The sequence below is a fragment of the Pseudomonas putida genome (assembly GCF_001636055.1).
In the GTDB taxonomy this organism is placed as follows: domain Bacteria; phylum Pseudomonadota; class Gammaproteobacteria; order Pseudomonadales; family Pseudomonadaceae; genus Aquipseudomonas; species Aquipseudomonas machongensis.
The window spans coordinates 5594172-5606580 of record NZ_CP011789.1 but is presented as its reverse complement, the minus strand read 5'-3'; the positions used below and the strand labels follow the sequence as shown (position 1 = coordinate 5606580).

13 protein-coding genes and 1 pseudogene are annotated in these 12409 nt (G+C 64.5%); 5 read left to right on the top strand and 9 right to left on the bottom strand.

Annotation, left to right across the window (positions count from 1 at the left end):
• The first annotated feature begins 125 nt into the window (after window positions 1–125).
• From AB688_RS25055 to AB688_RS25045, 3 genes are all read left to right on the top strand, one after another.
• Complete coding sequence (locus tag AB688_RS25055; RefSeq protein ID WP_063546351.1) at window positions 126–914, top strand: AraC family transcriptional regulator; 789 nt, start codon at window positions 126–128, stop codon at window positions 912–914.
• A gap of 62 nt (window positions 915–976) precedes the next feature.
• On the top strand, window positions 977–1270 hold the full coding sequence (locus tag AB688_RS25050; RefSeq protein WP_054894563.1) for a PsiF family protein: 294 nt from the start codon (window positions 977–979) through the stop codon (window positions 1268–1270).
• A 70-nt stretch (window positions 1271–1340) separates the two neighbouring features.
• A complete protein-coding gene (locus AB688_RS25045) occupies window positions 1341–2348 on the top strand; it encodes an AI-2E family transporter (RefSeq protein WP_054894564.1) in 1008 nt (335 codons plus the stop codon).
• 129 nt (window positions 2349–2477) lie between these two features.
• Here AB688_RS25045 and AB688_RS25040 read toward each other — a convergent pair whose 3' ends face one another.
• On the bottom strand, window positions 2478–3749 hold the full coding sequence (locus AB688_RS25040) for an Hsp70 family protein (RefSeq protein WP_063546350.1): 1272 nt from the start codon (window positions 3747–3749) through the stop codon (window positions 2478–2480).
• A 163-nt stretch (window positions 3750–3912) separates the two neighbouring features.
• On the opposite strand from AB688_RS25040, the gene cbpA reads away from it, so the two are divergent.
• Together cbpA and AB688_RS25030 are read left to right on the top strand one after the other, a co-directional pair.
• On the top strand, window positions 3913–4866 hold the full coding sequence (gene cbpA / locus AB688_RS25035) for a curved DNA-binding protein (RefSeq protein ID WP_054894566.1): 954 nt from the start codon (window positions 3913–3915) through the stop codon (window positions 4864–4866).
• Between the two features lie 2 nt (window positions 4867–4868).
• A complete protein-coding gene (locus AB688_RS25030) occupies window positions 4869–5174 on the top strand; it encodes a chaperone modulator CbpM (RefSeq protein WP_054894567.1) in 306 nt (101 codons plus the stop codon).
• 13 nt (window positions 5175–5187) lie between these two features.
• On the opposite strand, the gene AB688_RS25025 is transcribed toward AB688_RS25030, so the two are convergent.
• From AB688_RS25025 to urtA, 8 genes and pseudogenes are all read right to left on the bottom strand, one after another.
• The gene (locus AB688_RS25025) at window positions 5188–5718 is read right to left on the bottom strand and encodes a GNAT family N-acetyltransferase (RefSeq protein ID WP_054894568.1); all 531 of its coding nucleotides are present in this window, start codon (window positions 5716–5718) and stop codon (window positions 5188–5190) included.
• A 3-nt stretch (window positions 5719–5721) separates the two neighbouring features.
• Window positions 5722–6246 (bottom strand): GNAT family N-acetyltransferase, encoded by a 525-nt coding sequence (locus AB688_RS25020; RefSeq protein ID WP_063546348.1) that lies wholly within the window; start codon window positions 6244–6246, stop codon window positions 5722–5724.
• A gap of 31 nt (window positions 6247–6277) precedes the next feature.
• On the bottom strand, window positions 6278–6976 hold the full coding sequence (gene urtE, locus AB688_RS25015; RefSeq protein WP_054894570.1) for an urea ABC transporter ATP-binding subunit UrtE: 699 nt from the start codon (window positions 6974–6976) through the stop codon (window positions 6278–6280).
• Window positions 6977–7059: 83 nt separating this feature from the next.
• A pseudogene (locus AB688_RS26945) lies at window positions 7060–7191 on the bottom strand (ATP-binding cassette domain-containing protein); the annotation flags it as partial.
• A 140-nt stretch (window positions 7192–7331) separates the two neighbouring features.
• Window positions 7332–8189 (bottom strand): urea ABC transporter ATP-binding protein UrtD, encoded by an 858-nt coding sequence (gene urtD, locus AB688_RS25010; RefSeq protein WP_063546347.1) that lies wholly within the window; start codon window positions 8187–8189, stop codon window positions 7332–7334.
• Window positions 8186–9265 carry an urea ABC transporter permease subunit UrtC gene (urtC, locus tag AB688_RS25005; RefSeq protein WP_054894572.1) on the bottom strand — a complete coding sequence of 360 codons (1080 nt, stop codon included), beginning with the start codon at window positions 9263–9265 and terminating at the stop codon, window positions 8186–8188. The genes urtD and urtC overlap by 4 nt, the downstream gene beginning before the upstream one ends.
• Window positions 9265–10752: an urea ABC transporter permease subunit UrtB gene (gene urtB / locus AB688_RS25000; RefSeq protein WP_063546345.1), complete on the bottom strand. Its 1488-nt coding sequence runs from the start codon at window positions 10750–10752 to the stop codon at window positions 9265–9267. Before urtB ends, urtC begins: the two co-directional genes overlap by 1 nt.
• A gap of 142 nt (window positions 10753–10894) precedes the next feature.
• A complete protein-coding gene (urtA, locus tag AB688_RS24995; RefSeq protein WP_063546343.1) occupies window positions 10895–12160 on the bottom strand; it encodes an urea ABC transporter substrate-binding protein in 1266 nt (421 codons plus the stop codon).
• Window positions 12161–12409 lie beyond the last annotated feature (249 nt).

Sequence of the window (12409 nt, the reverse complement as noted above, 5' to 3'; positions counted from 1 at the left end):
TCTGGGGGGCGGTTCGGCGCTCCGACTTGCCCGCGAAAAGAACACCGCAGATGCCCGCCATTATGCTCTGTCTGTCCACAAGGCTATACTCCCATCCAGACAACTCACCCCGTGAAGCAGACAGCATGTCCGCCAAATACCTCGACCATCCCAGTTTCCCCGAACTCCCGGCGCCGGTGTACTTTCGCTACGACGAGTTCGGTGCCGACACGGTCAGCGCCCCGCACTTTCATCCGTGGGGCCAGCTCAACTATGCCGCCCATGGCGTCATGCATCTGGATGTCGACGGCCAGCGTTTCATCTCGCCGCCAAACCACGCGGTCTGGGTTCCTCCTGATCATGAGCACGGTTGCTACAACCCGCAGGCCGTCGTCTTCCGCTCGGTCTACCTCGACCGCAGCCTATGCGTCGATCTGCCGGCCCAGCCTTGCAGCCTGGCGATAAGCGACATCCTCAAGGCGATCCTCGGCGACTTTGCCCGTCGCGACCTCAAGATCGCCCAGGACGAACGGGACCAGCGCCTGGTCCAGGTGCTGCTCGACCAACTGCGGCTGGCACCCACGCAAACCTGCTACCTGCCTTTCGCCCGCAGCGACGGCCTGCGTCAGGTGCTCGAGGCCCTGCACGCCGAGCCCGGCGATAACCGACCGCTCGGTGACTGGGCCGCGCAGGTGCATGTCAGCGAGCGTACCCTGGCCCGCCAGTTCATCCGCGAGCTGGGCATGAGCTTTGGCGAGTGGCGCTTGCGCCTGCGCTTTCTGCGCGCCATCGAAGCGCTGGAAAGCGGCACGCCGATCCAGAGCATCGCCTTCGACCTGGGCTACAGCAGCGCCTCCGCGTTCATCGCCATGTTCCAGCGCCAGGCTCGGTGCACGCCTGAGCAATACCGGCGCCGCGTGCGATCAGGGATGTAGGAATTGTTGTCTACACTCAGCTCGACGACCGTGCATCCTGCGCGGGACAAGGAGACCACTCCATGAAGATGCTGCATGTGTCATTGCTGGTACTGGGGATGTCGATCGCCGGGCAAGGATTCGCCGCTACGCCGCAACAGGAAAAGATGAAGACCTGTAACGCCGACGCTACCACTCAGGCCCTCAAGGGCGACGAGCGCAAGGCGTTCATGAGCAACTGCCTCAAAAAAGCCGAGCCTGCCAAGCCGACCACGCCGCAGGAGCGCATGAAGGCCTGTAACGCCGACCCGAAGGCCACGGCGCTCAAGGGCGACGAGCGCAAGGCCTTCATGAGCGAATGCCTGAAGAAGAAGTGACCTGCGCCTATGCCTTGCGCCTGAAGGCTGGCAGACTGCGGGTCTTTCCGCTGTCTGCCGCCGAGGCTGTATGACTTTCACTCCCCGCCAGATCACCCTGGCCAGCTGCATCATCGTCGTTGCCGGCCTGCTCCTTGCGTTGCCCCTCAAGCTGCTGCCGAGCCTGCTCGCGGGCCTGCTGGTGTTCGAGCTGGTGAACATGCTCACCCCACGCTTGCAGCCACTGATCGCCGGACAACGGGCGCGATGGCTTGCGGTGGCGCTGCTCGGCACCCTGGTGGTGAGCACGCTGACGCTGTTGATCGCCGGCGCTTTCAGCTTCCTGCTGCACGAAGCCGAAAACCCCGGCGCTTCGCTGGACAAGTTCATGGGCCTGGTGGAGCGCGCCCGGGGGCAGCTGCCGCCGTTCATCGAGGGTTACCTGCCGGCCAGCGCGGCAGAGTTCAAGGTGGCCATCGGCGACTGGATCCGCAGCCACCTGAGCGACCTGCAACTGGTGGGCAAGGGCATGGCACACATGTTCGTGACCCTGCTGATCGGCATGATCCTCGGCGCCATCATCGCCTTGCAACGGCTGCCCGACCTGTCCCGACGCAAGCCGCTGGCCGCCGCGCTGTTCGAGCGTCTGAGCCTGCTGGTGCAGGCGTTTCGCAATATCGTCTTTGCGCAGATCAAGATCTCGCTGCTCAACACCGCGTTCACCGGCATCTTCCTCGCCGTGGTGCTGCCGCTGTTCGACGTGCACCTGCCGCTGACCAAGACCCTGATCGTACTGACCTTCCTGCTCGGGCTGCTGCCAGTGATCGGCAACCTGATGTCCAACACCCTGATCACCATCGTCGGACTGTCGTTGTCGATCTGGGTTGCGGCGGCGGCGCTGGGCTACCTGATCGTCATCCACAAGGTCGAGTATTTCCTCAACGCGCGGATCGTCGGTGGGCAGATCCGTGCCAAGTCGTGGGAGCTGTTGCTGGCGATGCTGGTGTTCGAAGCGGCGTTCGGCTTGCCGGGGGTGGTGGCGGGGCCGATCTACTATGCCTACCTGAAGAGTGAGCTCAGGCGGATGGAGCTGGTCTGAGGGGTTGCTTGAACGTGTACCGGCCTCTTCGCGGGTAAACCCGCTCCCACAGGTCCACCGCTGCCTTCAAGGCATAGGTAATCCTGTGGGAGCGGGTTTACCCGCGAAGAGGCCAGTACAGGCAAAGGATCAGATTGTCCCGTACCGCTTGCGCGCCTCAATGGCCAGACCGCTGCCAATGCTGCCAAAGATATTGCCTTCCACATGCCGCGCATTGGGCAGCATCGCCGCAACGCTGTTGCGCAGCGCCGGAATGCCGCTCGAGCCCCCGGTGAAGAACACCGTATCCACCTGCGCTTCACTGACCCCGGCCTTGGCCAGCAGCTCGCTGACACTGCCACGGACCCGCTGCAACAGGCCGTCGATGGCGTCCTCGAACAGGCCGCGGGTCAGGTCCGCCGCCAGGCCCGGCTCCACCCGGCCCAGGTCGATGCGCCGGCTGACCTGGTCGGTCAGCTCGATCTTGCTGGCCTCCACTTCCATCGCCAGCCAGTGTCCGGCGCGCTGTTCGATCAGGTTGAACAGGCGGTCGATGCCCAGCGCATCCTCGATGTCGTAGCGCATGCTGCCCAGGGCCAGTTGCGACTTCTGCGAGTACAGGGCGTTGATGGTGTGCCAGGTCGCCAGGTTCAGGTGGTAGCTGGTCGGCATCAGCGCGCCGCTCTTCATGCGGCTGCCATAGCCGAACAGCGGCATCACGCCTTGCAGGCTCAGTTGCTTGTCGAAGTCGGTACCGCCGATGTGCACGCCGCCGGTGGCGAGGATGTCATCCTGGCGCTCATCGACCAGGTGCCGTTCGGGCGACAGGCGGATCAGGGTAAAGTCCGAAGTACCACCGCCGATATCGACGATGAGCACCAGCTCTTCGCGGCTGATGCCCGACTCGTAGTCGAAGGCTGCGGCGATCGGTTCGTACTGGAACGACACGTCCTTGAAGCCGATCTTGCGTGCCACCTCGGCGAGGGTATCCTCGGCCTCCTGGTCGGCCGCCGGGTCCTCGTCGACGAAGAACACCGGGCGGCCCAGCACGACCTGGTCGAAGCTGCGCCCGGCATTGGCCTCGGCGCGCTTCTTCAGTTCGCCGATGAACATGCCCAGCAGGTCCTTGAAAGGCAGCGCGCTGCCGAGCACGCTGGTGTCATGCTTGATCAGCTTGGAGCCCAGCAGGCTCTTGAGCGAGCGCATCAGGCGGCCTTCGTAGCCTTCCAGGTACTCGTGCAGGGCCAGACGGCCATATACCGGGCGCCGCTCCTCGATGTTGAAGAACACCACCGACGGCAGGGTGATCTTGCCCTCTTCCAGGGCGATCAGCGATTCGACGCCAGGGCGGTGCCAACCCACCGTGGAGTTGGAGGTGCCGAAGTCGATGCCAAGGGCGCGAGCCGGGGATAGGTCAGACATGGGGAGGGGCTTCCGGAGGCCAAACGGCCGCGCAGTTTATGCCAGTGGCCGACAGAATCAAGACCGATCGTCTGCCATATGACAAACCCAAGCGAACCTTGAAAGGCTATGCTTGACCCCAATCTTCAGATGCAACACGAAAATTCCTACTGGTGATCCTTAGATGGACTTCAAAGACTATTACAAGATACTCGGCGTCGAGCCCAGCGCGGACGAGAAGGCGATCAAGGCCGCGTACCGCAAGCTGGCGCGCAAGTATCACCCCGACGTCAGCAAGGAGCGTGACGCCGAGGAGAAATTCAAAGAGGCCAACGAGGCCTACGAAGTGCTGGGCGATGCGCAGAAACGCGCTGAATTCGACGAGATCCGCAAGTACGGCGGCCAGCATGGTCGGCCGTTCCAGGCGCCGCCAGGCTGGGAAAGTCGCGGCGGTGGCGGCGGCTTCGAGAGCGGTGACTTCTCCGACTTCTTCAGCTCGATCTTCGGTGCCCGTGGCGGCAATCCCTTTGGCGGCGCACGCGGCCAGCAGCGCAGTGCCGGCAGGCGAGGGCAGGACGTGGAACTGGAACTGGCGGTGTTTCTCGAAGAGACCCTGAGCAAGGAGTCCAAACAGATCAGCTTCCAGGTGCCGCAGACCAACGCTGCCGGGCAGCGCACCGGTTTCACCACCAAGACGCTGAACGTGAAGATCCCGGCCGGAGTGACCGACGGCGAGCGTATTCGCCTCAAGGGCCAGGGCGCTCCGGGTGTCGGCGGTGGTGCCAACGGCGACCTGTTCCTGACCATCCGCATGGCGCCGCACCCGCTGTTCGATGTCGAAGGCCACGACCTGATCATCACCGTGCCGCTGGCTCCCTGGGAGGCAGCGCTGGGCACCAAGGTGGCGGTACCGACCCTGACCGGCAAGATCAACCTGACCATCCGCCCCGACAGCCAGAGCGGCCAGCGCCTGCGGGTCAAGGGCATGGGCCTTGCGAACAAGCAGGGCGAGCGTGGCGATCTCTACGCCCAGCTCAAGGTGGTCATGCCGAGCACCTCCGATGCGACCACTCGCGAACTCTGGACCAAACTCTCCGAGAAGGCCGCGTTCAACCCGAGGACACAATGGAGTAAGTGACCATGAGCAGCACCCTGATCGTTCAACTGGACATGCGAACCTTGTGTCAGGAGGCCGATGTCACGGCCGACTGCGTGATCGAAATCGTCGAGCACGGCATTGTCGAACCCACCGGGCGCACCCCGGAGGACTGGTTATTCGACGATCAGGCGCCGCTGCTGGCCAAGCGTGCGGCAAAGCTGCACCAGGAGTTGGAACTGGAGTGGGAAGGGGTGGCGCTGGCGCTGGAGTTGCTGCAGGAAGTGCAGCAGTTGCGCAGTGAGAACAGCATGTTGAGGCAGCGTTTGGGGCGATTCACCCAGATGTAGAACTGCGGTGTTCTCAAGCGCCAGCCAGCACCTTGTAGTACAGCGCGGTCGCCCGATACACACCATCCGGGCCGCAGGCATAGTCCGGGATCTCACCGGCCTTGTCATACCCCAGTGCCTGGTAGAATCCCTCGGCACCCGACCCTGCCTCGGTGTCCAGGTACAGCATCCCGCGTTTCAGACGTCGGGCATCGGCCTCCAGCGCCGCTATCAACTGTTGCCCCAGCCCACGCCGCCGGGCACGGCTGTGCACCAGCAGCTTTTGCACCTCGGCGCGGTTCAGGCCGTTGGGTTTCAGGCACAGCCCCAACTGCACGCTGGCCAGCACCTCCTGCCCCTGGGCGATCACCCAGAGCAACTGCTCACCGCTGACAAGCCGGCTGCGAACTTCAGCGAAATACGCAAGCGCCTGGGCCTCGTCGATGTCCGCCAGAAACCCCACCGAAGCCCCATTGCGTACCGCATCGAGCAACAGCGCCACGAGGCTGTCGCGGTAGTAGGTCAGGCTCTCGTGGGTGACGCGCTGTAGCTGTGCGGCGTTCATGAATCAGTCCTTTCGAGGTGGTTCGCGGTTGTCGTCCAACGCCAGTTGCATGAACGTCAGGTCGAGCCAGCGACCGAACTTCACCCCGACCTGGGCCATTTGCCCGGTCGTAATGAAACCCAGTCGCTCGTGCAGACGGATCGAGGCCGCGTTGCCGCTCTCGATGGCCGCGACCATCATGTGCTTGCCGCACTGTCGGGCGCGTTCGACCAGCGCCTGCATCAGCAGCGGACCCAGGCCCTTGCCGCGCTGGTCGCTGCGGATGTACACCGAGTGTTCGACCGTGAGGCGAAAACCCTCGAACGACCGCCAGTCGCCGAACGAGGCGTAGCCCAGTACGCCGGTTGCGTCGGCCGCGACCAGGATCGGGTAACCCTGCTCGGCGCGGGCGGCGAACCAGGCCTGGCGGTTGGCCAGGTCGACCGGGGTTTCGTTCCAGATCGCCGTGGTGTTGCGCACGGCGTCGTTGTAGATGTCGAGGATGCCCGCCACGTCGTCGGGTAGGGCATCACGGATCAGGTAGCTCATGGCAGTGTCTTCGCGAAGTCGATGCTGCAGATTAAATGGTTACCAGCCCACGTACACCTTCTGCCTGCATGTTTTCGCCGCGGCCGCGCTGGACGATTTCACCGCGGGCCATGACCAGGTACTGGTCGGCCAGCTCTTCGGCAAAATCGTAGAACTGCTCGACCAGCAGGATGGCCATGTCGCCGCGCTGGGCCAGGCTGCGGATGACTGCGCCGATTTCCTTGATCACCGACGGCTGGATGCCTTCGGTGGGTTCGTCGAGGATCAGCAGGCGCGGGCGGCTGGCCAGGGCGCGACCGATCGCCAGCTGTTGCTGCTGGCCGCCGGAGAGGTCGCCGCCACGGCGTTGCTTCATCTGTTCGAGCACCGGGAACAGCTCGTAGATGAATGCCGGCACCTCCCGCGCCTCGCGGGCGCTGAAGCGCGACAGGCCCATCAGCAGGTTTTCCTCCACGGTCAGGCGCGGGAATATCTCGCGGCCCTGGGGCACGTAGGCGATGCCGGCATGCACCCGCTGCTGGGGCTTGAGCGCAGTGATCGGCTTGCCCTCCCACTCGATGCTGCCTTCGCGGGCTGGCACCAGGCCCATCAGGCAGCGCAGCAGGGTGGTCTTGCCCACGCCGTTGCGGCCCAGCAGGCAGGTGACTTCGCCGATCCTGGCTTCGAACGACAGGCCTCGGAGGATGTGGCTGCCGCCATAGTACTGGTGCAGGGTGTCGATCTTGAGCATGTTGGGTTCCTAGTAAAACTGTTTTGTCTGTGCCGGCCTTTTCGCGGGCAAGCCCGCTCCTACGGGTTCACGCTGTCTTGTGGGAGCAGGGTGGTCTTGCCCACGCCGTTGCGGCCCAGCAGGCAGGTGACTTCGCCGATCCTGGCTTCGAACGACAGGCCTCGGAGGATGTGGCTGCCGCCATAGTACTGGTGCAGGGTGTCGATCTTGAGCATGTTGGGTTCCTAGTAAAACTGTTTTGTCTGTGCCGGCCTTTTCGCGGGCAAGCCCGCTCCTACGGGTTCACGCTGTCTTGTGGGAGCGGTGGTTCGGCGCTCCGACTTGCCCGCGAAAAGGCCGACACAATTCCCACTGTTCAACGACCGAGATAAACCTCGACCACCCGCTCGTCCGCCTGCACCTGTGCCAGCGACCCCTCGGCCAGCACCGAGCCCTGGTGCAGCACCGTCACATGGTCGGCAATGCTGCCCACGAAGCCCATGTCGTGCTCCACCACCATCAGCGAATGCGTGCCCGCCAGGCCCTTGAACAGCTCGGCGGTGAACTCGGTCTCGGCGTCGGTCATGCCCGCCACCGGCTCGTCGAGCAGCAGCAACTGCGGCTCCTGCACCAGCAGCATGGCGATCTCCAGGAACTGCTTCTGGCCGTGTGACAACAGCCCGGCCTGGCGCGAGGCCAGGCTGTTCAGGCGCACGGTCGTCAGTACGTGCTCTATTCGTTCACGCTGCTCGCCGCTCAAGCGCGCCGCCAGGCTGGCCCAGACCGACTTGTCGGTCTTGAGCGCCAACTCGAGGTTTTCATGCACGCTCAGCGCCTCGAACACCGTGGGCTTCTGGAATTTGCGGCCGATGCCCGCCTGGGCGATCTGGTACTCGCTCATGCGGGTCAGGTCCAGGGTATCGCCAAAGAACGCACTGCCGGTGTCGGGGCGGGTCTTGCCGGTGATCACGTCCATCATCGTGGTCTTGCCGGCGCCGTTGGGGCCGATGATGCAGCGCAGCTCGCCGACGCCGATGTACAGGTTGAGCGCGTTGAGCGCCTTGAACCCGTCGAAGCTGACGCTGATGTCTTCAAGGCTCAGTACCGTGCCGTGGCGGGTGTCGAGCCCAGCCTTGCGCGGTTGACCCAGGCCGATGGCGTCGCGGCCGGTGCCCACCTGATCGAAGACCGGCTCCAGCATGAATTCCGGATGAACCGCAGGGATGCCTCTCATGGCTGGCTCCTTTTCTTCAGCAGCCCGACCACGCCCTTGGGCAGGTACAGGGTGACCAGGATGAACAGTGCGCCGAGGAAGAACAGCCAGAACTCCGGGAAGGCCACGGTGAACCAGCTCTTCATGCCATTGACCAGGCCTGCGCCAAGCAGCGGGCCGATCAGCGTGCCGCGTCCGCCCAGGGCAACCCAGACAGCGGCTTCGATGGAATTGGTCGGCGACATTTCGCTGGGGTTGATGATGCCCACCTGCGGCACGTAAAGCGCCCCGGCCAGGCCGCACAGCACGGCGCTGAGCACCCACACCAGCAGCTTGAAGCCGCGTGGATCGTATCCGCAGAACATCAGGCGGTTCTCGGCGTCGCGCAGCGCGGTGAGCAAGCGCCCGAACTTGCTGCGCGTCAGCCACCAGCACAGGTACAGGCTGCCCAGCAGCAGTGCGACAGTGAGCAGGAACAGCACCGCGCGGGTGCCCGGTGCGGTGATCTCGAAGCCCAGGATGGTGCGGAAGCTGGTGAAGCCGTTGTTGCCGCCGAACCCGGTTTCGTTGCGAAAGAACAGCAGCATCCCGGCAAAGGTCAGGGCCTGGGTCATGATCGAGAAGTACACGCCCTTGATCCGCGAACGGAAGGCGAACCAGCCGAACACCAGTGCCAGCATCCCCGGCGCCAGTACCGCCAGGCACAGCGCCCAGGCGAAGTGCTGGGTGCCGGCCCAGTACCAGGGCAGCTCGCTCCACGACAGGAAGGTCATGAAGCCTGGCAGGCCGTCGCCGGCCGCCTGGCGCATCAGGTACATGCCCATGGCATAGCCGCCGAGGGCGAAGAACAGGCCGTGGCCCAGCGACAGCAGCCCGGCGTAGCCCCAGACCAGGTCCAGGGCCAGGGCGACGATGGCGTAGCAAAGGATCTTGCCGACCAGGGTCAGGGTGTAGGCCGAGACCTGCAGCGCATGGCCGTCAGGTAGCAGCGACAGCAGCGGCAGGGCCAGCAGCACCAGGATGACAATGGCGCCGATGGCCAGTGACAGGCGTGGCCCGACCTTTTGCGTGGCAGTGACAAGCAGTGGCTGGTTCATCAGTCGATTACCCGTCCCTTGAGGGCGAACAGGCCTTGCGGGCGTTTCTGGATGAACAGAATGATCAGCGCAAGGATGAGGATCTTGCCGAGTACCGCACCGATCTGCGGTTCCAGCAGCTTGTTGGCGATGCCCAGCCCGAAGGCCGCCCAGAGGCTGCCGGCCAGTTGCCCGACGCCGCCGAGCACCACCACCAGGAAGGAGTCGATGATGTAGCTCTGGCCCAGGTCAGGGCCGACGTTGCCGACCTGGCTCAGGGCGACCCCGCCCAGCCCGGCGATACCCGAGCCCAGGCCGAAGGCGAGCATGTCGACGCGCCCGGTGGACACGCCGCAGCAGGCCGCCATGCTGCGGTTCTGCGTGACCGCGCGCACGTTCAGCCCCAACCGTGTGCGGTTGAGCAGCAGCCAGGTGAGCAGCACCACTGCCAGGGCGAAGCCGATGATCACCAGGCGGTTGTAAGGCAGCACCAGGTTGGGCAGCACCTGGATGCCGCCAGACAACCACGCCGGGTTGCTCACCTCGACGTTCTGCGCGCCGAACAGCAGGCGCACCGCCTGGATCAGGATCAGGCTGATGCCCCAGGTCGCCAGCAGGGTTTCCAGCGGGCGGCCGTAGAGATGGCGGATGACGGTGCGTTCCAGCGCCATGCCGACTCCGGCACTGACGGCGAAGGCCACCGGCAGGGCGATCAGTGGGTAGAACTCAATGGCGCCGGGGGCGTAGCGCTGCAGCAGCACCTGCACCAGGTAGGTGCTGTAGGCACCGAGCATCAGCATTTCGCCGTGGGCCATGTTGATCACCCCGAGCAGGCCGAAGGTGATCGCCAGGCCCAAGGCCGCCAGCAGCAGGATCGAACCCAGGGACAGGCCGCTGAACGCCTGGCCGAGGATCTCACCGAACAGCAGCTTGCGTTGGACCTGGGCCAGGCTGGTCTCGGCGGCGGTGCGCACCCCGGCGTCGGGTTCTGCGCCAGGCTGCAACAGAGCTTCCAGACGGGTACGCGCCAGCGGGTCGCCGGTTTCCCCGAGCAGGCGCACTGCGGCCAGGCGTACCCGAGGTTCGCTGGCGCCCAGCTGCAGGTTGGCCAGGGCGAGGCCCAGGGCGGCGTGCACGGCGGCGTCCGGTTCGCTGGCGAAGGCACGGTCGAGCAGCGCCATCTGCGCCGGTTGCGCGCTTTTTTGCAGTTGCCGTGCTGCGGCCAGACGCAGGTTGCTGTCGGCGCTGAGCAGTTGATGGCTGGCCAGGGCGTTGTCGATCAGGCCGCGCAGGCGATTGTTCAGGCGCACCTTGCGCGTGTCGTCTTCGGCTATGCGCCCTTCGCGCAGGTTTTCCAGCAGCGCCAGGCGGGCCGGTTCGGGTTGTGCGGCCCAGCCTTCGAGCAGGCTGGCCTGTTCGGCGGGCTTGGCGCCGAGGAAGAATTCGCCCTCGCTGGCCTGAGTGGCTAGGGGTAGCAGGAGGAGGAGGGTGAGCAGGAGTCTGAGCATGCGAGCAATCCTGGAAATCGGAGGTGGATTCTTCGCGGGCAAGCCCGCTCCCACAGGTTCAGCGGTGTTCCCGGGATCTGTGGGAGCGGCGGTTCGGCGCCCCGACTTGCCCGCGAATGGGCCGCAAAGCGGCCCCATGCACTCAGTTACCTTTCACTGCATAGTCAGGCCGCTTGTCATTGCCTGGTATGAACGGGCTCCACGGCTGCGCACGCAGCGGCTGCTCGGTCTGCCAGACCACACTGAACTGCCCGTCTTCCTGGATCTCGCCGATCATCACCGGCTTGTGCAGGTGGTGGTTGGTCTTGTCCATGGTCAGGGTGAAGCCGGACGGCGCCTGGAAGCTCTGCCCGGCCAAGGCCTCACGCACTTTGTCGACATCGGTGGACTTGGCTTTCTCGGCCGCCTGCGCCCACATGTGGATGCCCACGTAGGTGGCCTCCATCGGGTCGTTGGTCACCGCCTTGTCGGCACCCGGCAGGCCCTTGGCCTTGGCGTAGGCTTTCCAGTCGGCGACGAACTTCTGGTTGACCGGGTTTTCCACCGACTCGAAGTAGTTCCACGCCGCCAAGTGGCCGACCAGCGGCTTGGTGTCGATGCCACGCAGTTCCTCTTCTCCCACCGAGAAGGCCACCACCGGCACGTCGGTGGCTTTCAGGCCCTGGTTGGCCAGCTCTTTGTAGAAGGGCACATTGGAGTCGCCATTGACGGTGGAGATCACCGCCGTCTTGCCGCCTGCGGAGAACTTCTTGATGTTGGCGACGATGGTCTGGTAGTCGCTGTGGCCGAACGGCGTGTAGACCTCTTCGATGTCCTTGTCGGCCACGCCCTTGCTGTGCAGGAAAGCGCGCAGGATCTTGTTGGTGGTGCGCGGGTAGACGTAGTCGGTGCCCAGCAGGAAGAAGCGCTTGGCACCACCGCCGTCTTCGCTCATCAGGTATTCCACCGCCGGGATCGCCTGCTGGTTGGGCGCAGCGCCGGTGTAGAACACGTTCGGCGACATCTCCTCGCCTTCATATTGCACCGGGTAGAACAACAGCCCGTTGAGCTCCTCGAACACCGGCAGCACCGACTTGCGCGACACCGAGGTCCAGCAACCGAACACCACCGCGACCTTGTCCTGAGTCAGCAGTTGGCGGCTCTTCTCGGCGAACAGCGGCCAGTTCGAGGCCGGGTCGACCACCACCGGTTCGAGCAGCTTGCCATTGACCCCGCCCTTGGCGTTGATCTCGTCGATGGTCATCAGCGCCATGTCCTTGAGTGACGTTTCGGAAATGGCCATGGTCCCGGACAGCGAATGCAGGATGCCGACCTTGATGGTCTCGGCCGCCTGGATGCTCCAGCTCAGGCCCATCGCCGCGATCGATGCGCTGAGGGTGAAGGCCTTGATCAGACTGCGTCGCTTCATGTGCTCTCTCCGCTGAGTTGTTGTGGTGTTGGCAGAGGGGAGATTGCAAAGGCTGTGCCGTGGTGCGCGAGGCTGCAGATTAGAAGGGTTGTGCTTCGATGCGGGGCCTTGAGGAGGGCCAGGTTGGTGCTTGCTCGGCGAGCCTGCACAGGATTGGGGCCAGAGGGTGAGCAGTTTCTGCGCAGCGCGCTGGGGGCGACGTGAAACTACACACCATGATTGCGAGAGCGGGGTTTGCCCGCGAAAGGG

Bases quoted from the DNA above. Each gene is read 5' to 3' on its own strand.
- AB688_RS25055 (WP_063546351.1), top strand. From the start codon at position 126: ATGTCCGCCAAATACCTCGACCATCCCAGTTTCCCCGAACTCCCGGCG.
- AB688_RS25050 (WP_054894563.1), top strand. From the start codon at position 977: ATGAAGATGCTGCATGTGTCATTGCTGGTACTGGGGATGTCGATCGCC.
- AB688_RS25045 (WP_054894564.1), top strand. From the start codon at position 1,341: ATGACTTTCACTCCCCGCCAGATCACCCTGGCCAGCTGCATCATCGTC.
- AB688_RS25040 (WP_063546350.1), bottom strand. From the start codon at position 3,749: ATGTCTGACCTATCCCCGGCTCGCGCCCTTGGCATCGACTTCGGCACC.
- cbpA (WP_054894566.1), top strand. From the start codon at position 3,913: ATGGACTTCAAAGACTATTACAAGATACTCGGCGTCGAGCCCAGCGCG.
- AB688_RS25030 (WP_054894567.1), top strand. From the start codon at position 4,869: ATGAGCAGCACCCTGATCGTTCAACTGGACATGCGAACCTTGTGTCAG.
- AB688_RS25025 (WP_054894568.1), bottom strand. From the start codon at position 5,718: ATGAACGCCGCACAGCTACAGCGCGTCACCCACGAGAGCCTGACCTAC.
- AB688_RS25020 (WP_063546348.1), bottom strand. From the start codon at position 6,246: ATGAGCTACCTGATCCGTGATGCCCTACCCGACGACGTGGCGGGCATC.
- urtE (WP_054894570.1), bottom strand. From the start codon at position 6,976: ATGCTCAAGATCGACACCCTGCACCAGTACTATGGCGGCAGCCACATC.
- urtD (WP_063546347.1), bottom strand. From the start codon at position 8,189: ATGAGAGGCATCCCTGCGGTTCATCCGGAATTCATGCTGGAGCCGGTC.
- urtC (WP_054894572.1), bottom strand. From the start codon at position 9,265: ATGAACCAGCCACTGCTTGTCACTGCCACGCAAAAGGTCGGGCCACGC.
- urtB (WP_063546345.1), bottom strand. From the start codon at position 10,752: ATGCTCAGACTCCTGCTCACCCTCCTCCTCCTGCTACCCCTAGCCACT.
- urtA (WP_063546343.1), bottom strand. From the start codon at position 12,160: ATGAAGCGACGCAGTCTGATCAAGGCCTTCACCCTCAGCGCATCGATC.